We start from the raw sequence: 21,173 nt of genomic DNA on the forward strand, positions 1-21,173 counted from the left end.
CAAAAGTAGCAAAGAGCAACTAATTGAACGACACTAAATTATTTTTTTTAATTTTTTTGTAACGTTTCTCTACATTTGATCTCTTACTACAAAACTGAAAACCAAATAACCATGATTAAAAAGTTTATTTATCTCGAGTGGAAAGCCTTTACCAGATCGGCATCGTTTGGTGCTAATTTAGCAATGAAAATCCTAATAGGTTTTTTGATGGTCTATTTTTCTATTATTTTTATCGGAATGGGAATCGGGGCTTTTTATATTTTAAAGAAAATGAATCTCGAACCTTTGATAACAGTCAATAAATTTTTGATTTATTATTTTTTATTCGATTTAGTAGTTCGATTGTTAATGCAGGCCATTCCGGTATTAAATATCAAGCCATTATTGGTTCTGCCTTTCAAAAAACCAACGATTGTCCATTTTTCATTAGGCAAAACAGCGATTTCGTTTTTTAATTGGGCACATGCTCTCTTTTTTGTTCCTTTTTCGGTAGTACTTATTATTGAAGGTTATGATGTAATCGGAATTCTTTTTTGGCTGATAGCTGCTTTTTCTTTAGTATATATCAACAATTTTTTGAATATTATTTTGAGTAATATTGATAAATTATTTGTTGTCTTTATCGCAATCACATTGGCTTTAGGAGCTGCACAATATTATAAATTCTTTGATATTACGTCTTTTACCGGACCCCTTTTTCAGTCATTTTATGATGCTAAAGGATTATTCTTAATTCCGGTTCTGTCGTTAATTGGCTTGTATGTTTTTACATTCAAATATTTTAAAAACAATTTATATCTAGACGCTGGTCTTTCTAAAAAAGAAGATATTGCGACAACTGAAAATCTTAACTGGTTAAATCAATTTGGGACTTTAGGAACATTTCTAAAAAATGATATAAAACTCATTAAAAGAAATAAAAGATCCAAAACGACGATTTTCATGAGTATTCTCTTTTTGTTTTATGGACTGATCTTCTTTGGAAATACACATCAGCCCGAAATCATGTATATTTTTGCAGGAATATTTGTTTCAGGAGGATTTTTATTTGTCTTTGGTCAGTTTGTGCCAAGCTGGGACAGTTCTTATTATCAATTGATGATGACACAAAATATTCCGTATCGCGGATACATCACTTCAAAATGGTGGCTGGTAGTCATTGCCACTTTTGTTTCGACCATTTTAGCATCCTTTTACCTTTTTTACGGATGGGAAGTTTACCTGACGATTGTGGTTGGTGCCATTTACAATATCGGAGTCAACTCACATTTGGTACTTCTTGGCGGGGCATTTACAAAAACACCAATTGATTTAAGTAATGCCGGAGGAGCTTTTGGAGATAAAAAAGCATTTAACATTAATGCGATGTTACTGACTTTACCCAAGTTATTATTGCCTTTAGGATTGTATGGTCTGGGACTTTATTTGGGAGATAAAACCCTTGGATTATTATTGGTTGCGGGTGCAGGGGTTTTAGGTTTTATTTTTAGAAACAAAGTTTTTTCGCTTATAGAAAAAAGATATAAAATCGAAAAATACAGTACCATAAGTGCTTACAAACAAAAGAGCTAATTAGAAAATGTGCCAATTTGAGAATGAGATAATTTTTATCGGATTTAAAAAACAAATGAACGATTAACCAATAAATAAATAAAATGATACAAGTAAACCAACTTTCAAAAACATATAACGGAACAACAGTTTTAAACATCAATAATCTTGAAATTCCAAAAGGGCAAAGTTTTGGGCTGGTAGGTAATAACGGAGCAGGAAAAACTACTTTTTTCAGTTTATTATTAGATTTGATTCAGCCTTCAACAGGAAATATTACAAGCAACAATATTCAGGTAAACACAAGTGAAAACTGGAAATCTTTTACGGGTTCATTTTTAGATGAAAGCTTCCTGATTGGTTATTTAACTCCGGAAGAATATTTCTATTTTATCGGAGATTTACGTCATCAGAATAAAGCAGATGTTGATGCTTTATTAGCGCAGCACGAAGAATTTTTTAACGGTGAAATTTTAAAAAACAAAAAATACCTACGTGATTTATCCAAAGGGAATCAGAAGAAAGTTGGAATAATTGCTACACTCATTGGTAATCCTGAGGTAATTATTCTGGATGAGCCTTTTGCCAATTTAGATCCAACCACAGTAAGCAGGTTAAAAAAAATCATTAAAGAATTAGCTGAAAATCCAAACATTACTGTTCTTGTTTCCAGTCACGATTTGCAGCATACCGTTGAGGTTTGCGACCGGATTGTTGCTTTGAATAAAGGAGAAATTGTCAAAGATATTCAGACCTCAAAAGAGACCTTACAAGAGTTGGAATCGTTTTTTGCGGTTTAAATTTCTATATTTCAAAAAGAAGCGTATTTTTACCAGTCATTATACTAAAAATCTTTTTTAGAAGTTAAATGACTTAAACTCTTTTCTATTGAAAAAGAATACTCTCAAATATAGTTTTCCTTTAGTTTTTTTGTTTTTTTTGATAGCCTGTTCTACCAAAAGAGATACTTTTCTGGCTAGAAAATCCCATGCCCTGAGTACCAAATACAACATTTTGTATAATGGAGGAATAGCTTTGGACAAAGGATTAAAAACACTCCAAAGTAACGATCAGGACAATTTTTGGGAAATGCTTCCAATCGAAAAAATGCAAATCGATGAAGACATTTCTGAGAAGGAAAAAAACAAAAATCCGGATTTTGAACTGGCTGAGACTAAAGCAACAAAAGCGATTCAGAAGCATTCAATGAATATTGGCGGAAGAGAAAAAAACACACAGATTGATGAAGCTTATCTGATGCTTGGAAAAGCAAGGTATTACGATCAGCGATTTATTCCGGCACTCGAAGCATTTAATTATATTTTATACAAATACCCAAACAGCAGTAATATTTATACGGCTAAAATATGGCGTGAAAAAACCAATATGCGTTTAGGGAATGAAGCAATCGCTATAAAAAACATCAAACTTTTATTAAAAAACACGGATTTAAATAAACAGACATTTTCTGATGCAAATGCTTTGCTGGCTGAAGCATTTTTAAATTTAGAAGAAAAAGACAGTGCCGTTGCCAGATTAAAAGTCGCTGAAAAATTTTCTAAGTTAAACGAACAAAAAGCACGATATCGTTTTATTCTTGGACAAATCTATCAGGAAGCTGGAAAAAGGGATAGTGCAGTTTATTTTTACAATGCGGTAATCGACATGAACCGCAAGGCCGACAGAAAATATATGATGCAGGCCTATGCTAAAAAAGCACAGATGTTTGATTATGAAAACGACAATGATACCATTTTTTTAAAGACATATAATAAGTTGGTCAAAGACCGTGAAAACAGACCTTATTACGATATTCTTTTTTATGAAATGGGTGTTTATTACGATAAAAGAAAACAAAAAGAAAATGCTTTAGAGTTCTATAATAAATCATTAGACAGAAATTCTAAAGATTCTTATTTAATAGCTTCGACGTATAGAAATATAGGTAACATGTATTTTAAAAATACAGATTATACGATGGCCGCCAAATATTACGACAGTACTTTGGCAAAATTAAATCCTAAAACAAGAGAGTTTATTTTTATCGAAAAAAACCGAAAAAATTTAGACAATGTTATTAAATACGAAGCGATAGCAAAACGAAATGACAGTATCATCAAGGTTAAAGGTTTACCTGATCCTGAAAGAAAGTCGTATTTCGAAAGTTATATTGCAGAGTTAAAAAAGAAAGACGAAGCAAAACGAATTTTAGAAGAAAAAGAGAAAGAACGATTAGCGAATATTGAACAAAATACAAATTCAAACAGCGAACCAGTAGCTGTAAATCCTCAGTCAACAGGAAATAATGCTCCTATAGCTGCTCCGGGTGCTTTTAACCCTCCATCAGGAAATGATGCAGCAAGTACTTTCTATTTTTATAATCCGTCAACTGTTGCTTACGGAAAATTGCAGTTCAAAAAAATGTGGGGCAACAGGGCGCTGGCAAATAACTGGAGGATGTCTGCTGCAAAAACAAATGCAAATTTAGCAGAAACAGATGCAGTGAATGTGGAGCAGGATTCATTGAATGCTTTAAAAGACGCTGTTGTTATAGAAAAATATACTACAGAATTTTACGAAAAACAGCTTCCAACTACTCAAATCGCCATGGACAGTATCGGGAAAGAACGTAATTTTGCGTACTATCAGTTGGGATTAATTTACAAGGAAAAATTTAAGGAATACGATTTGGCAAGTGGAAAATTTGAACAATTGCTTTTGAATAATCCGGAGGAAAAATGGATTTTGCCATCAATGTATAATTTGTATAAAATTTATCAAATTACAAATCCGGCAAGAGCAGAAAGGATAAAGTTTGATATTACATCAAAATATCCGGATTCAAGATATGCTCAGATTTTAAACAATACAAATCCTGAAAATGGTTCGAATTTATCACCGGATAAGGAATACGAAAAATGGTATAAATTATTTAAGGAAGAACAATATTATACTGTTTTGGACAGTATTGATAATTTGATTAATCAATATTCAGGAGATGAAATTGTTTCTAAGTTCGAATTGCTGAAAGCAAATACTTTGGCAAAAGCAAATGGTTTGGAAGCTTATAAAAAAGGTTTAGAAACAGTTGCCGATAATTATCCAAACAGTGAAGAAGGTAAAAGCGCACGTGAAATTTTAGAAAAACAAATTCCGGGGCTGGAAAAACTTGATTTTACAACAGTTGATACAAAGAACTGGAAAATTTTATATGTTGTTTCTAATAATGATACTAAAACAGCAAAAAAAATTGAAGAAGCAATTAAGGTTTTTCTATTAATCGAAAACTTTGAAAGATTAACCACATCTATTGATAAATATAATAGGACACAAAGTTTTTTTGTTATCCATGGGATGAAATCAGAAGCTTATGCCTCGGATGTGGCAAAACTTTTAAGAGATGATCAAAAGTATAAAATTACCCATCCTTTTATTATTATATCTAATGAGAATTACAAAATAGTTCAGATGAAGAAAAATCTTCAGAATTATTTAGCTCCAAAAAATCCATAATCATGTTTGAAAAAGCAAAAAAAAGCAGTACTGAACTTTTAGGAAAAACCAACCGAATTGTGGAAGGGACATCTATTGTAGGGGATATTGTTTCAAAAGCCGATTTCAGACTGGACGGTGAACTGATAGGGAATTTTACTTCACAAGGGAAACTGGTTATTGGACCGTCCGGAATTATCAAAGGAGAGATTATTTGCCACAACGCTGATATTGAAGGAGAATTTCAGGGAAAACTAAAAGTTTTAGAAGTTCTTAATATAAAAGCCACCGCCCATATTCACGGTGAAGTCGTTGTTGGAAAATTGTCTATTGAACCTGGAGCTGAATTTACTGCTACTTGTACCATGCTAACAAATTCTAAAGAAGTAACTTTAAAAGATGGAAAAGGAGCCAAACAAGAACCAACGCAATAAGTGGATAGCACTTATAAATATTCCCATTCAGATGGGGGTAATTATTTTTTTATTTAGTTATTTGGGTACTTGGTTAGACGAAAATCACCCAAGCCAAAAAATTTACTATAATAAGGTATTAGTTATAGTAGGTGTTGGTCTTGCATTATACAATGTAATCCGTCAGGTAAACGAGATTAACAAAACAAAGTAAATTACTTTTTTAAAACAGCTTTAAATAAATATTGCATCTTTGCATAAAATTATTTCAAATGCTTTTAAAAAAATACAAGTCTATTTTATATTTATTTTTTATCACCATTTTTACCTATATAATACATAGGGTATTTTTTTATTTTTTAAAGCTTGACGACAGTAATTTTCATTATTCTCTGGAAATTTTGTATTTAATTTTTTTAGTGTTTGCGACGATATTATTACTTGTTACATTAAGGTTTAAAAAAGATAAATTTGACAGTATAGGAATGTTTTTTATGTTGGGAACTTTTATTCAAATGTTTTTATCCTATTTAATATTGAAGCCGATTTTATCAGACAAAATTCATAACGTAACTGTTGAAAAAATCAACTTTTTTATAACATTTATTTTGTTTTTGTTATTTGAGACGCTTTTAACTGCCCGATTATTAAATAAAAAGCTATAAAATAGGGATTCTGTATAACAACGTTCAAAAATAATTTTTCAGATCCTTTTTAATATTAATAAAAAATGTACCTTTGCACCAAATTTTAGAAACGTAAAAAATAAGATTTTCCACGATATGGTGATTTCAAACAAACCACTCAGATTTATTCTTGTAGCTTTAGTAGCTTGTCTTCCGATAATGGGCTTTGCTAATTCAGAAAAAGACGCTGCACATACTCAAACTGAAGTAGCTCACGAAGGAGCTTCAGAAGGACATCATGCAGCAGAGCCAACAGATGTAAAATCTAAGATTAAAGCATTTATTGGTCACCACGTTTTAGATTCTCATGATTTTACATTAACTCAGGATGACGAAACTGGTAAATATTATGGTTTTCCATTACCTGTAATTATTTGGGATAATGGTCTTCAAATTTTTTCTTCTTCAAAATTTAATCACGGACACGCAGTAGCTGAATCAAACGGAAACTATTATGTGATTAATCATCACGATGGTAAAATTTACAAAACAGATGCTGAGGGAACAATTACCGAAGATGAAAAAACAGGTCACCCAACAAATGTTCGTCCTTTAGATTTTTCAATTACAAAAACAGTAGTTTCTATTTTTGCAGCAGCATTATTAATGTTTTGGTTGTTTTCAAGTTTAGCTAAATCATATGCTAAAAACGGAGGAATTGCTTCAGGTGTTGGTAGAATCTTCGAACCGCTTGTAGTTTACATTCGTGACGAAGTGGCTATTCCAAACATTGGAGAGAAACACTATAAAAAATACATGAGCTATTTACTGACAATCTTTTTCTTTGTATTGTTCTTAAATATTTTCGGATTAACTCCACTAGGGATTAACGCTACAGGTAATTTAACCATTACTTTTTCTTTGGCAATCCTTACTTTCTTAATTACAAATCTTACTGCAAATAAAAATTACTGGGGTCACATTTTCTGGATGCCGGGTGTACCAAAACCAATGAGAATTATTTTGGCACCAATTGAATTGTTAGGAGTTTTCATCAAACCATTCTCATTAATGATTCGTTTGTACGCTAACATCTTTGCTGGTCACATAGTTTTAATGAGTATCATCGGATTAATGTTTATCTTTAAAAGCTGGATTGGAAGCAGTTTGTCTTTTGGATTGTCATTTGTACTTTCTATACTTGAAATTTTAGTTGCCTTTTTACAAGCCTATATTTTTACAATGCTGTCTGCACTTTATTTTGGTTCAGCAGTTGAAGAGCATCATCACGAAGAAGAAGCTCACCACTAAGTCGAAAGTTAAATGGAAATGTCTGAAGAAAGTTATTAATAATGACTTTGAAACTTTAAGACTTTGCAACTTAGACTATTTAAGAAGAATGTTTAATTTTTAATTATATATATTATGGAAATTCCAAATATCATTGGAGCTGGATTAATCGTAATCGGAGCAGCATTAGGAATTGGTAGAATCGGTGGTTCAGCAATGGACGCAATCGCTCGTCAGCCAGAAGCTTCAGGAAAAATCCAAACAGCTATGCTTATCGCAGCTGCACTTATTGAAGGTATTGGTTTCGCTGCGTTATTCGCATCTTAATTAAAACAAAAAAGCAATAGTTGCAACGGTTGGTTGTAACTATTGTTTTAAAATTAAAACATTCCAATTGCTTTAGTGCAATTAAAAAGACATAATTTAAAATTTATAATCATATATAATGGATAAGTTAATATATCAATTTGAGTTCGGTTTATTCTTCTGGCAAATAATCATTTTTGTTGGATTAATTCTTTTGTTGAAAAAATTCGCATGGAAACCAATTCTTGATGCAGTAAATGAAAGAGAACAAGGTATTAAAGATGCATTACTTTCTGCTGAAAATGCAAGAAAAGAAATGGAAAACCTTCAGGCAGACAATCAAAGAATTTTGAATGAAGCTCGTGCAGAACGTGATGCGATGTTAAAAGAAGCTCGCGAAATGAAAGAGAAAATGATTGCTGATTCTAAAAACGAAGCACAGGCACAAGGTCAAAAAATGATCGAGCAGGCAAAAGCGGCTATCGAAAGCGAAAAAAATGCTGCAATGGCAGAATTGAAATCTCAGGTTTCAACTTTATCATTAAGCATTGCTGAAAAATTATTGAAAGAAGAATTATCTAACAAAGAATCTCAAACTAAATTAGTAGAGAAAATGTTAGGTGACGTAAAGTTAAACTAAGATTATGGCAAGTACAAGAGCAGCAATTCGTTATGCAAAAGCAATTCTGGACTTAGCAAACTCTAAAGGTGTTGCCGAAGCTGTTAATAACGATATGAAATCAATTGCATTAGCAATTGAAACAAATACAGAATTGAGCAGTTTTATTCAAAACCCAACAACAACAGTTGAAGTTAAGGAGAGTGCTCTTTTGGAAGTTTTTTCAAATGTAAATGGTGTAACTAAAGGGTTATTTCATTTATTATTCGAAAACAAAAGATTCGAAATTTTAGAAGCAATAGCAGTAGAATACAGTAAAGTATTTGACGAAGGAAACGGAATTGAAGTAGCAAAAGTTACGACAGCAATCCCAATGGATGCTGCTTTAGAAGCTAAAGTTTTAGCTAAAATTGCAACTTTGTCAGATAAAAAAATAACAATTGAAAACATAGTAGATCCATCAATTATTGGAGGGTTTATTTTAAGAATAGGTGATCAGCAATACAACGCTTCAGTTGCAAACAGATTACAAGTTTTAAAGAGAGAGTTAAGTAATTAGTTTTTATAACACAAAAAGTGTCTAAATTATAAATTAAGATGGCGGAAATCAAACCTGCTGAAATTTCAGCAATATTAAGAAAGCAAGTAGAAGGTTTTGAATCTGGTGCTACGCTAGAGGAAGTAGGAACAGTACTTCAGGTTGGGGATGGTATTGCTCGTGTTTACGGGTTATCGAATGTACAATATGGTGAGTTAGTTGAATTTGAAAACGGACTTGAAGCTATTGTATTGAACCTTGAAGAAGACAATGTAGGTGTGGTACTTTTAGGACCATCAACTGGTATCAAAGAAGGATCAACAGCAAAAAGAACTCAACGTATTGCTTCTCTTAAAGTAGGTGAGCAAATGGTAGGACGTGTAGTTAACACTCTTGGTTTTCCAATTGATGGAAAAGGGCCAATTGGTGGAGACTTATACGAAATGCCTTTGGAAAGAAAAGCACCTGGTGTTATTTTCCGTCAGCCGGTAACTGAACCATTACAAACTGGAGTAAAAGCAGTAGATGCTATGATTCCGGTAGGTCGTGGACAGCGTGAGCTTGTAATCGGTGACCGTCAAACAGGTAAATCAACTGTTTGTATCGATACTATCTTAAATCAAAAAGAATTTTACGATGCAGGAAAACCTGTATTCTGTATATATGTTGCAATTGGACAAAAAGCTTCAACTGTAGCAGGAATCGCAAAAATGTTAGAAGAAAAAGGAGCAATGGCTTATACAGTTATTGTTGCTGCTAATGCTTCTGATCCAGCTCCAATGCAGGTTTACGCTCCATTCGCTGGTGCTGCAATTGGAGAATACTTTAGAGATTCTGGTCGTCCAGCTCTTATTGTATATGATGATTTATCTAAACAAGCTGTTGCTTACCGTGAGGTTTCTCTTTTATTAAGAAGACCACCGGGACGTGAGGCATATCCTGGAGACGTTTTCTACTTACACTCTCGTTTATTAGAGCGTGCTTGTAAAGTAATCGCTGATGATGGTATCGCTAAAAACATGAACGATTTACCAGATTCTATCAAGTCTATCGTAAAAGGTGGTGGTTCATTAACTGCATTACCAATTATCGAAACTCAGGCTGGTGACGTTTCTGCATATATCCCAACAAACGTAATCTCTATTACTGATGGTCAGATTTTCCTTGATGGTGATTTGTTCAACTCAGGGGTTCGTCCTGCGATCAACGTAGGTATCTCTGTATCTCGTGTTGGAGGTAATGCTCAGATTAAATCAATGAAAAAAGTTTCAGGAACTTTAAAATTAGATCAGGCTCAATTCCGTGAATTAGAAGCTTTTGCTAAATTTGGTTCTGACTTGGATTCAGTTACATTAAACGTAATTGAAAAAGGAAAAAGAAACGTTGAAATCTTAAAACAAGGTTTAAATGATCCATATCCTGTTGAAAACCAAGTAGCTATTATTTATGCAGGATCTAAAAACTTGTTAAAAAATGTTCCTGTAAATAAAGTAAAGGAATTTGAAGCTGATTTTATCGCTTACTTAAACAGTAAACATAAAGATACGCTTAATGCGTTGAAAGCTGGTAAGTTTGACGATAACATTACAGATGTTATTGAAAAAGCAGCAAAAGAAGTTTCAGCAAAATATAACTAATTAGATAATTCGTTAATTAGATAATTAGAAAATGTATAAACATTCTTCTAATTATCTAATTTTCAAATTGTCACATTTTCTAATTAATAGATGGCAAATTTAAAGGAAATCCGTAATAGAATTACTTCCGTTTCATCGACGATGCAGATTACATCGGCTATGAAAATGGTTTCTGCTGCAAAGCTTAAGAAAGCACAAGATGCAATCACTGCAATGCGCCCTTATGCCGAGAAATTAACGGAGTTGCTGCAAAATCTTTCTGCGACACTTGATGGTGAAGTTGGAGGAGATTATACAACACAACGTGAAGTAAAAAAAGTATTGCTTGTAGCAATAACTTCTAACAGAGGTTTATGTGGTGCATTCAATTCAAATGTAATTAAAGAAATCAAAAACCGTACTGATTTATATGCCGGTAAACAAGTTGACGTTTTCGCTATCGGTAAAAAAGGTGGAGATGTTTTAATTAAAACGCATAAAATTCACGGTCATCATAATGCAATTTTTGATCATTTAACTTTTGAAAATGTTGCTGGTATCGCTGATGATTTGACTCAGAAATTCTTAAGTGGTGAATACGACAGGATTGAACTGGTTTACAATCAGTTTAAAAATGCAGCGACTCAAATTGTTAAAACAGAACAATTTTTACCCCTTGCTCCAATTAAATCTGATGAAGCTGTTGCTTCAGGAGATTATATTTTTGAGCCATCTAAAGAAGAAATCGTGTTGACTTTGATTCCAAAATCATTAAAAACACAACTATACAAAGGTATTCGTGATTCATTTGCTTCAGAACACGGAGCGCGTATGACTGCTATGCATAAAGCAACTGACAACGCTACTGAATTAAGAAACCAATTGAAACTGACTTACAACAAAGCACGTCAGGCTGCTATTACTAACGAGATTTTAGAAATTGTTGGTGGAGCTGAAGCTTTGAACGGATAAGGTTTGTGAGGATATAAGAAAAAACAAAAAGAGCCTGCAGTTAATTGCAGGCTCTTTTTACTTTTAAGAATTCCCCATAAAAATATTAAACCTTTAATTTTTATAATTATAAATTTAATATTAATCCTTAAAATTACTTTTAAAATGGTGATTCCGGAGAATTCTTTTCTCCAAGAATCAATACCATTTTAAAGATTTTTTGCGGATTAACCCGCTTTGCTTTGTTTTAATGGGAACAAACTAGCTTTATTAATCCCAGTGCTTTGTTTTTGTAAGGGTTACTTATTAGCTATATCAATCCCGATGCTTTGTTTTAGGGTACAAATAGCTAAATTATCCCGGCTTAGCTTTTTTACGGGTTACCTATTCAGCTGTATCAATCCCGGTGCTTTGTCTTTTATGGGAACAAACTAGCTTTATAAATCCCATTGCTCACTTTTTTAAAGGGTTATATCAGCTCTTACAATCCCTGTGCTTTGTTTTTACGGGAACAAACTAGCTTTATCAACCCGATGCTTACTTTTTAAAGGGTTATATCAGCTCTTACAATCCCTGTGCTTTGTTTTTACGGGAACAACTAGCTTTATTAACCCGGTGCTTACTTTTTTAAAGGGTTATATTCAGCTCTTACAATCCCTGTGCTTTGTTTTTAATGGGAAACAAATTAGCTTTATTAACCCGATTGCTTTGTTTTTTTGAGGGTTACATATCAGCTGTAATCAATCCCTATTATATTTACAATTTTTTGAATAAAAAAGATTTGCTTTTTTAGTATTACAAATATTTAATTATATTATCAAAGCCACAATACCCAGATTTAGTGATTTTTAATTTTTATTTTATAAACATAAATAAATTGATAATGAGTATTTTATATACTACTAATAAGAAGAAAATTAAATTTTAAGAAAATTGTAACTAATTACAAAGCACATTTAAGCAGAATTAATCTAAATAATTGAGATGATGTGAAATGCTAAAATGGAGTTATTTCTTGATTTCTTTTACTTATAAAATGGTGATTCTTAATTTCCCCAAAAAATTAAGAATCAGTACCATTTTATAAAATTATTTTTCAGATTGTAAATCTGTAATGCTTTGTCTTTTGTGGGAACAAACTAGCTTTATTAATCCCATTGCTCTGTTTTTTTAAGGGTTACAATACAGCAGAATCAATCCCTTTTTGCTTTGTCTTTTACGGGAACAAACTAGCTTTATCAGTCCCGATGCTTCCTTTTTTTTTAAAAGGGTATATTTAGCTTCTAATCCCTTTGAAGCAAATTTATAAACAGACTCTCTAAAAAGAGTTACATAATTTTTGATTTCAATTTATATATTTCACATGTATTGATTTTTTTTTAAGTATATAGTCAAAAAAAATTATTGAAATTAATTTCTACATTTTTTTTATTGAATGTCTAAAAACCACTAATAAATCAAAGAATTGGTTATTTTTGTTTTTGTAAACTTTATTATTTTTTTATTTTGGGATTATATAAAAATCTATTCAAACAGACAGCAATTTACGGGTTAGCGACCGTATTACCCCGGATGCTAAGCTTTTTATTAGTCAGGCTGTATACGGGTATTTTACCAACTGCAGAATATGGTGAGGTTTCAATTGTTTTGTCGTGGATGGTTTTCTTTAATGTGGTACTTTCTTATGGAATGGAAACCGCTTTCTTTAGATTTTACAGTGCTGAAGAGGATAAAAAAAATGTAATAGCGACTGCAACCATATCTGTTTTTTGGACTTCAATCGGATTTTTATTTGCAGCTTTGATTTTCAGGAACACACTGGCAAACTGGGCAGAAGTTGATACACAATATGTAACTTATTCGGTTTGGATTTTGGTTTTGGACGCATTGGTTTTAATACCATTTTCTAAACTTCGTGCCAATCAGCGCCCGATGGTTTATGCAGCGATTAAAATTGGAAATGTTGTTATTAATTTATTATTGAATATCTTTTTTCTAATTTATTTGCCTAAACTTGCTGCTTCAAACCCAAATTCGGTATGGGATAATCTGTATGTTCAAAATTTTCAGATAGCTTATATTTTCTTTGCAAATTTACTTGCAAGTCTGGCAACCTTTATTGTTCTTTCACCAAATTATCTTTCCCTTGGAAGAAAATTCGATCCTGTGCTCTGGAAAAAAATGATGAAATACGGTTTACCGATTCTTGTTGCGGGAATTGCATTTGCGGTAAATGAACATTTTGATAAAATTTTGCTGGGTTATTTATTACCCGAAAATCTTGCAAAATCAGAAGTTGGAGCTTATTCGGCATGTTATAAGTTAGGACTGTTCATGGTTTTGTATGCAACAGCTTTCAGACTCGGAATCGAACCTTTCTTTTTTAGTCATGCAAAAAATGAAAATGCGCCTCAAACTTATGCTGTTATCACTAAATATTTTGTGATTTTAGGATCGTTGATTTTATTAGGAGTTATTGTTTTTGCTGATATTTTAAAGTTTCTCCTTTTAGATAACAAATCATACTGGGAAGCAATGAAAGTTGTTCCTCTTATTATTCTCGCCAATTTTTTTCTAGGTATTTATAACAATTTATCGGTTTGGTACAAATTGACTGATAAAACAAGAATTGGAGCATACATTTCTATTATTGGTGCTATTGTAACATTACTTTTAAATTATTTATTAATTCCTAAATACAGCTATTACGGATCTGCAATTGCAACGATTTCTGCTTACGGAAGCATGATGCTTATTTCGTATGTTTTAGGAAACAAATATTATCCGATACCTTATGATATGAATAAAATTGGAGCTTATTTAGGGATTTCCATTTTATTTTCGTCTATCTCTTTTTATGGATTTAGAGAAAACTATTTTGTTGGAATTCCGTTATTTTTAGGATTCATTTATTTTGTTTATCATAACGAAAAAGACACTATCAAAGGAATTATGAATAGAAAGTAATTCTTAAAATTTTAAAATAAAAAATGAAAATACAAATTATCAATAAGTCACAGCACGATTTACCAAATTACGAAACAATTGCTTCTGCAGGAATGGATTTACGTGCTAATTTAACCGAGCCAATAATATTGAAACCCTTAGGAAGAACTATCGTAAAAACAGGTCTTTTTATTGAGTTGCCAATTGGTTACGAAGCACAGGTTAGGCCAAGAAGTGGTCTGGCAGCCAAAAAGGGAATTACGGTTTTAAACTCACCTGGAACAGTAGACGCTGATTACAGAGGAGAAATAGGGGTAATTTTAGTAAATTTATCAAACGAAGATTTTGTAATCGAAAATGGTGAACGAATTGCACAATTGATTATTGCCAGACACGAAAGAGCCGAATGGATTGAAGTTGAAGAATTATCAGAAACTTCAAGAGGTGAAGGCGGTTTTGGAAGCACAGGAGTAAAATAGAAATTTAATAATTTAAAGATTGAAAGTTTAAAGATTTACTATTCTTTTAATTTTTCAATTTTTTAATCTTTCAATAAAAAAATGAAAATAATTGTTCCAATGGCAGGTCGCGGATCGAGACTACGACCTCATACTTTAACTGTTCCAAAACCATTAATTCCTGTTGCAGGAAAGTCAATCGTTCATCGTTTGGTTGAAGACATTGCCAAAATATTAAAAGAACCAATTGAAGAAGTTGCCTTTATTTTAGGTGATGAAGCTTTTTTTGGTGATGATGTTGTGGCAAGTTTACAGGATTTAGCTCAGGGTTTAGGAGCGAAAGCATCTATTTATCGTCAGGATTTACCTTTAGGAACGGGTCATGCGATTATGTGTGCCAAAGATTCTTTATCAGGGCCAGCTGTAATTGCTTACGCAGATACTTTAATAAGGGCAGATTTTGAACTGGATCCGGCTGCAGATGCCGTAATCTGGGTAAAACAAGTAGATCAGCCGGAAGCGTTTGGTGTAGTAAAATTAAACGCTAATAATGAAATTATTGAATTGGTTGAAAAACCAAAAGAATTTGTTAGTGATTTAGCAGTTATCGGAATTTACTATTTCAAAGAAGTAGGCGATTTGAAAAAAGAACTTCAGGGCGTTTTGGATAATAACATTCAAAATGGCGGAGAGTATCAGATCAACGACGGAATTAAAGCCATGATGGCAAACGGAAAAGTTTTTAAAACCGGTAGTGTTGCCGAATGGATGGATTGCGGAAATAAAGATGTAACCGTTGAAACGAATACCAGAATGCTTGGCTTTCTGCATAATGACGGAGAACATCTGGTTGATTATAACGTAACTTTAGAAAATTCAACTATTATTCCACCTTGTTATATTGGAGAAAATGTAGTGTTGAAAAACGCAACTGTGGGACCTAATGTTTCATTAGGTAAAGGATGCCACGTTACGGATAGTTCCATAAAAAATAGTTTGGTACAAACGCATTCACAAATAAAAAATGCCAATTTAGATAATGCTATGATTGGAAATCATGTAAGTTATGATGGAAAATTTACCAGTATCAGTATTGGTGATTATGCTGTTTTAGAATAATATGATAATTTGAAATGAAATTATGTAAATGATGAAAAAAGGAGTTATAGTAATTTTATTTTTGGTTTTGCTAAGCAATTCAGCGATAGTTATGGCTCAGACTGAACCGGAAGATATTGCTATGGCTACTGATGAATATCTGGACTTTTTTTATGAATCATTAAAACAGAAAGGAATTGAAAATTATGATAAGGCAATTGTGTCTTTAGAAAAATGCATTAAGCTAAAACCAAATGATGCAGTAGCTTATTTTGAACTGGGTAAAAATTATTTTAAATTAAAAGATTATCAAAGTGCTCAAAATGCATTTGAGAAAGCGATTCAGATCGATCCAAAAAATAAATGGTACTGGTTAGGTGTTTACGATGTAAGTTTTGAAACTAAAAATTACACACTAGCAATTGAAACGATTCAGAAAATTATCCCGTTTGACGAAGAGTATAAAGATGACCTGATTTCATTGTATATGATTACCAATCAGTTTGAAAAAGCACTTTTGGCAATTAATGAGATGAATGACAAATACGGAAAATCAGAAGATCGCGAAAGATATAAACACCAGATTTTATCTCGGGGCAAATTTCAAAATACCGAAATTGACAATTTAATTAATCAGATCAAACAAAATCCGAAAGAAGAATCCAATTATGTGAACCTGATTTTGTTGTACTCAAAAACAGCAGAAACAGATAAAGCTTTGGATGTTGCAAAGCAATTGGCAAAGGAAATTCCAACATCAGAATGGGCGCAGGTAAGTCTGTTTAAAGGATATTTAGATCAAAATCAGGCAGACAAAGCGATAAAAGCAATGAATTTTATTTTATCAAGTCCAAAAATAGATTCTAAAATTAAGCACAGAACTCTGAATGAATTTCTGATTTATGTGAATAAAAATCCGCAATATGCAGCTGAGTTAGAAAAGGCTATCGGTTATTTTGATAATGATCCAAATGTTGCTGTTGCTAAAGAAATCGGAAAATTTTATCATAGTAAAAGTCAATTTCAAAATGCCATTAAATACTATGAGAAAGATTTAAGCACGAACTCAGATACAGACCGTGAAACTAATTTGCTTTTGTTGGAGGCGTATTCTCAGGCTAAACAATTTGAGCCAATGACCAAAAGAGCAATGATGATGATTGAGGTTTACCCAAGTCAGCCACAATTTTATTATTATGCAGGATTAGGAAATAATCAGCTAAAGCAATTTAAAAATGCAAAAACCGTTTTAGAAATGGGACTCGACTATCTAGTGGATGATAAAAAACTGGAAGCAGATTTTAATATTCAGTTAGGAGAGACGTACAATGGATTGGGAGATGCTAAGAAAAAAGAGGAATACTTTTTGAAAGCAAATGAGTTATTAAAACAAAAAAAGTAATCAAATGAAAAAATATATAGTGCTGGTATTGGCAACAATCTTTATGATTTCATGCAAATCAAAAGCAGTTGCCGTACAAAACAATAATACAGAAACACCAACTAAAATTGATAATAAAACGGTAGAAAAGCATTACGAGAATAAGTTAGATTTTTCTACTTTATATATTAAGGCAAGTGCAAAATATGTTGATGAAAAGCAAAGTCAAAATGTTACAGCTGAGATTAAAATCAAAAATAATGAGCAAATTTTAGTAAGTGTTCGTTTTTTGGGAATTACCATGGCAAAAGCATTAATAACGCCAACTGCCGTAAGCTATTACGAAAAAATAAACGGTACTTATTATGAAGGTGATTTTACAAGTCTAAGCAAATGGCTTGGTACTGAACTGGATTATACGAAGGTTCAGAATTTATTAGTTGGAGAAGCTTTGGATGATTTGAGAAAAGGTAAATATACGCAGACAATAGTAGAAAATCTTATACGTCTGGAAGATGAAAAAGAAACGAACCTAAAAAAGACTTTCTTTTTGGAGCCAGAAAAATATTTACTGCAAAAAGAGCAGATTTCGCAGACTTCAGAAAACATGATGTTAGAAATAAAATATTCTGATAACAAGGTTTTTAATCAGGGAACACTCCCAACAGCTATTGAAATTAATGCCATCCAGCCAAAAGGAAAAACAGATATTAATTTAAATTACAATACTATTTCGTTTAACGAAGAACTTTCTTTTCCATATAGTGTTCCAAGTGGGTATAAAAAAATTATAATTAAGTAAATTTGCAAAAACATATCAGAAAAATGCCAAAATTTCTCCTAAGCCTAATTTTTATCTGTGCCACAACTTTTGTGTGGGCACAAGATTCGCAACAAGAAAAACTGGAACAGCGAAAAGCTCAGATTCAGCAGGAAATCAGGGATAATGAAAAAATGTTGCAGTCTGTAAGGAAAAAAGAAAAATCTGCGGTAAATGTTTTTTTGATTCAGCAGAACAAAATAAAGCTGAAAGAAAAACTGATTAATACTACAGCTAAGCAGGAAAGGATTTTGGGCAATGATATGTACATTAACCAGTTAAAAGTAAATAAACTGAAAAGAGAACTGGCTGTCCTGAAAGAAGATTATGCCAAAATGATTTTAAAATCATACAAAAGCCGTTCTGAACAAAGTCGGGCGATGTTTATTTTATCTTCCGAAAGTTTTTTGCAGGCATACAAAAGAGCACAATATTTAAAACAATATACCAATTTTAGAAAGAATCAAGGACTTGAAATACAGTCTAAAACTGCTGAATTAGTTGATTATAATGCCAGACTGGATGGACAAAGAAAAGTAAAGAAAAAGATAATTGCAGAGAATGAAAAGGAAAAACAAAGTCTTGAGGTTGAAAAGAAAGAACAACAAAAGCTAGTTAATTCGCTTAAAAAGGACAAAAATAAAATTATTGCCGATACAAAGGCGAAACAGAAGGAATCAAAAGCAATTGATGCGAAAATTAAGCAATTGATTCGTGCTGCTATTGCTGAAGCCAATAGAAAAGCGGAAGAAGAAAGAAGAAAACGAATAGCTGAAGGAAAAAGCACTGAAAGTAGTGAACCGGCTCCGGCTAAAGCTTTTTCGTCTGATAAAATTGCCTTAACGCCGGAAGGTAAAATATTAGCAGCAGATTTTAAGGCTAACAGAGGAAAATTACCATGGCCAGTTGAAAAGGGATTTATATCCCTTGGTTACGGAGATCAGCCTCACCCACTATATCCATCCCTAACCGTTCATAATTCAGGAGTAGAGATTACTACTGAACAAGGGGCAACAGCCCGTGCGGTATTTGAAGGAGTAGTCTCAAAAGTTATAGCATTGTCTCCGGTAAACAGAGCTGTTTTTATTCAGCATGGAGATTATTTCACTGTATATCAAAACCTGAGTAGTGTATCTGTGGAACAAGGGGATAAAGTAAAAGTAAAACAAAGCATTGGTAAAGTAAGAACCAGTGGTGATACAGGAAAAACGATCATTAAGTTTTTGATTCTTCAAAATACATCAAATAATAATCCGGAAGGATGGTTACAAAACAGATAAGAATAAAAGGAGCATTTTTTTGCTCCTTTTTTTATGAAATAAAAAATCTAATTTGAATTTAAATTGCTTCTTTCGTTATCCTGAAATTACAGGATTGAATTTAAAAAGTAGTATTTTTGCAGTATGGAAACAAACAGACAGAAAAAAATAGGCGGTGTCATCCAAAAAGATTTGGTTGATATTTTGCAGGGTGAAGTGAGAAAAAACGGAATTAGCAATTTAGTAATTTCGGTATCCAAAGTAAGTGTTACTACAGATTTATCTGTGGCAACCGTATATTTAAGTATTTTTCCACAAGAAAAAGCAAAAGAAACTTTAGAAGGAATAAAATCGAATTCAACTTTAATAAAACACGATTTATCCCAGCGCGTACGTTTGCAGTTGCGTCGCGTACCCAATCTGGTATTTTTTATTGATGATTCATTAGATTACATCGAAAAAATTGACAACGCTTTAGCAGGCAAAGAGAACCCAATTGAAAACCGTGATCTTTTAGAAAAAAGAAGAAAATCGTAAATTGAATTTCCCCCTTTACATAGCCAAACGTTATCTTTTTAGTATAAGCAAAAATAACGCTATCAATATCATCAATTTAATTGCCAGTCTCGGAATTATTGTTGGTACCATGGCTTTGTTTGTGGTTTTATCAGTTTTCAGTGGACTAAAAGTTTTCAGTCTTTCCTTTACGAATGAAATTGACCCTGATTTAAAATTGACCAGTACATACGGTAAATCATTTTTGATTACACCGAAAGATGAAAATCAAATCAGGAAAATAGAAGGGGTTGTTTCGTACACCAAAATTATTGAAGAAAGAGTTTTGTTTTTGTTTAAAGACAAACAACATGTTACCTATTTAAAAGGCGTTGACAGCCTTTATCCTGTAGTAAACGATATCAAAAAAAAGCTTTTTAATGGTCAATGGCTGAAGCCGGATAGTTATCAGGCTGTAATTGGCTACGGAATTTCAAGTGAATTTTCGATGGGAATTCTTGATTTTGAAAACCCATTGCAGGTATTTGCACCAAAACCTGGAAAAGGGGCAATCGAAAATCCCGAAGAAGCATTCAATAAAACAGATGTGCTTCCTGTCGGAATTTATTCCATTAGTGAAGAACTGGATTCTAAATATATATTTGCTGATTTAGGTCTGGCTCAGGAATTATTAATGTACAAGCCGAATCAGATTTCCGGAATCGAATTGAAACTGAAACCAAATGCTGATGAGAAAGAGATACGTTCTCAACTTCAAAAGATTTTCAAAAATAAAATTACACTAAAAAACAGAGCCCAGCTTAATGAGTCATTATACAAAATGCTCAATACAGAGAACATTGTTGTCTATCTGATTTTTACGTTGGTTATAATCGTGGCACTTTTTAATTTGGTTGGAGCGTTAATCATGATGATTTTAGAAAAGAAAGGAAACTTAAAAACCCTTTTCAATTTAGGTACTGAAATTAATCATCTCCGAAAAATATTTTTGCTTCAGGGAACTTTATTAAGTGTTTTTGGAGGGATAATTGGTCTTGTTTTAGGTATGATTTTAGTACTGCTGCAGCAGCAATACGAATTGATTATGATTACGCCAACTTTGGCCTATCCTGTTGTTTTTTCTTTTGAAAATGTACTTATCGTAATGACCACAATTGTTATTCTTGGGTTTGTAGCTTCTTTAATTGCCAGTAGCCGTGTAAGTAAAAAGCTGTTGGATTAGTATTTCTTCATCAAAAATATTACTTATATTTACCGCCTCAAAAATTCTACAGCACATGATTGTTTCTGCCT

Annotated in this window: 19 protein-coding genes; all 19 read left to right on the top strand. The window is 32.4% G+C overall.

The genetic code is table 11. The annotated features are described in order from the left end of the window. Positions 1 to 111 precede the first annotated feature (111 nt). Entirely contained in the window at positions 112 to 1,572 is a 1,461-nt protein-coding gene (locus tag AAEO57_RS08650; RefSeq protein WP_341691632.1) for a DUF5687 family protein, read from the top strand. Positions 1,573 to 1,655: 83 nt separating this feature from the next. Further along, the gene (locus tag AAEO57_RS08655) at positions 1,656 to 2,351 is read left to right on the top strand and encodes an ABC transporter ATP-binding protein (RefSeq protein WP_341691634.1); all 696 of its coding nucleotides are present in this window, start codon (positions 1,656 to 1,658) and stop codon (positions 2,349 to 2,351) included. Positions 2,352 to 2,439: 88 nt separating this feature from the next. Continuing rightward, positions 2,440 to 5,064: a type IX secretion system periplasmic lipoprotein PorW/SprE gene (porW, locus tag AAEO57_RS08660; protein ID WP_341691636.1), complete on the top strand. Its 2,625-nt coding sequence runs from the start codon at positions 2,440 to 2,442 to the stop codon at positions 5,062 to 5,064. Positions 5,065 to 5,066: 2 nt separating this feature from the next. Then, positions 5,067 to 5,477 carry a bactofilin family protein gene (locus tag AAEO57_RS08665; protein ID WP_341691638.1) on the top strand — a complete coding sequence of 137 codons (411 nt, stop codon included), beginning with the start codon at positions 5,067 to 5,069 and terminating at the stop codon, positions 5,475 to 5,477. After that, a complete protein-coding gene (locus AAEO57_RS08670; protein ID WP_341691640.1) occupies positions 5,443 to 5,670 on the top strand; it encodes an AtpZ/AtpI family protein in 228 nt (75 codons plus the stop codon). Before AAEO57_RS08665 ends, AAEO57_RS08670 begins: the two co-directional genes overlap by 35 nt. Before the next feature lie 568 nt (positions 5,671 to 6,238). Further along, on the top strand, positions 6,239 to 7,393 hold the full coding sequence (gene atpB, locus AAEO57_RS08675; RefSeq protein ID WP_341691642.1) for a F0F1 ATP synthase subunit A: 1,155 nt from the start codon (positions 6,239 to 6,241) through the stop codon (positions 7,391 to 7,393). A 114-nt stretch (positions 7,394 to 7,507) separates the two neighbouring features. After that, positions 7,508 to 7,699: an ATP synthase F0 subunit C gene (atpE, locus tag AAEO57_RS08680; protein WP_163409503.1), complete on the top strand. Its 192-nt coding sequence runs from the start codon at positions 7,508 to 7,510 to the stop codon at positions 7,697 to 7,699. 118 nt (positions 7,700 to 7,817) lie between these two features. Continuing rightward, a complete protein-coding gene (locus AAEO57_RS08685; protein WP_341691646.1) occupies positions 7,818 to 8,318 on the top strand; it encodes a F0F1 ATP synthase subunit B in 501 nt (166 codons plus the stop codon). Between the two features lie 4 nt (positions 8,319 to 8,322). Beyond that, the gene (atpH, locus tag AAEO57_RS08690) at positions 8,323 to 8,856 is read left to right on the top strand and encodes an ATP synthase F1 subunit delta (protein WP_341691648.1); all 534 of its coding nucleotides are present in this window, start codon (positions 8,323 to 8,325) and stop codon (positions 8,854 to 8,856) included. 38 nt (positions 8,857 to 8,894) lie between these two features. Continuing rightward, complete coding sequence (gene atpA, locus AAEO57_RS08695; protein ID WP_341691650.1) at positions 8,895 to 10,472, top strand: F0F1 ATP synthase subunit alpha; 1,578 nt, start codon at positions 8,895 to 8,897, stop codon at positions 10,470 to 10,472. Positions 10,473 to 10,562: 90 nt separating this feature from the next. Beyond that, positions 10,563 to 11,423: an ATP synthase F1 subunit gamma gene (gene atpG, locus AAEO57_RS08700; protein WP_341691652.1), complete on the top strand. Its 861-nt coding sequence runs from the start codon at positions 10,563 to 10,565 to the stop codon at positions 11,421 to 11,423. A gap of 1,485 nt (positions 11,424 to 12,908) precedes the next feature. Beyond that, the gene (locus AAEO57_RS08705) at positions 12,909 to 14,369 is read left to right on the top strand and encodes a lipopolysaccharide biosynthesis protein (protein ID WP_341691654.1); all 1,461 of its coding nucleotides are present in this window, start codon (positions 12,909 to 12,911) and stop codon (positions 14,367 to 14,369) included. Positions 14,370 to 14,392: 23 nt separating this feature from the next. Next, entirely contained in the window at positions 14,393 to 14,827 is a 435-nt protein-coding gene (dut, locus tag AAEO57_RS08710; protein ID WP_341691656.1) for a dUTP diphosphatase, read from the top strand. Positions 14,828 to 14,908: 81 nt separating this feature from the next. Continuing rightward, positions 14,909 to 15,925 (top strand): sugar phosphate nucleotidyltransferase, encoded by a 1,017-nt coding sequence (locus AAEO57_RS08715; protein WP_341691658.1) that lies wholly within the window; start codon positions 14,909 to 14,911, stop codon positions 15,923 to 15,925. A 31-nt stretch (positions 15,926 to 15,956) separates the two neighbouring features. Beyond that, positions 15,957 to 17,306 carry a tetratricopeptide repeat protein gene (locus tag AAEO57_RS08720; protein WP_341691911.1) on the top strand — a complete coding sequence of 450 codons (1,350 nt, stop codon included), beginning with the start codon at positions 15,957 to 15,959 and terminating at the stop codon, positions 17,304 to 17,306. Between the two features lie 4 nt (positions 17,307 to 17,310). Next, entirely contained in the window at positions 17,311 to 18,087 is a 777-nt protein-coding gene (gene lolB1, locus AAEO57_RS08725; RefSeq protein WP_341691660.1) for a lipoprotein insertase outer membrane protein LolB1, read from the top strand. A 23-nt stretch (positions 18,088 to 18,110) separates the two neighbouring features. Then, positions 18,111 to 19,385 (top strand): murein hydrolase activator EnvC family protein, encoded by a 1,275-nt coding sequence (locus AAEO57_RS08730; RefSeq protein ID WP_341691662.1) that lies wholly within the window; start codon positions 18,111 to 18,113, stop codon positions 19,383 to 19,385. A gap of 123 nt (positions 19,386 to 19,508) precedes the next feature. Continuing rightward, complete coding sequence (gene rbfA / locus AAEO57_RS08735) at positions 19,509 to 19,901, top strand: 30S ribosome-binding factor RbfA (RefSeq protein ID WP_341691664.1); 393 nt, start codon at positions 19,509 to 19,511, stop codon at positions 19,899 to 19,901. A 1-nt stretch (position 19,902) separates the two neighbouring features. Further along, positions 19,903 to 21,102: an ABC transporter permease gene (locus AAEO57_RS08740; protein ID WP_341691666.1), complete on the top strand. Its 1,200-nt coding sequence runs from the start codon at positions 19,903 to 19,905 to the stop codon at positions 21,100 to 21,102. Positions 21,103 to 21,173 lie beyond the last annotated feature (71 nt).

The sequence above is a fragment of the Flavobacterium calami genome (assembly GCF_038290035.1).
Classification (GTDB): Bacteria; Bacteroidota; Bacteroidia; order Flavobacteriales; family Flavobacteriaceae; genus Flavobacterium; species Flavobacterium calami.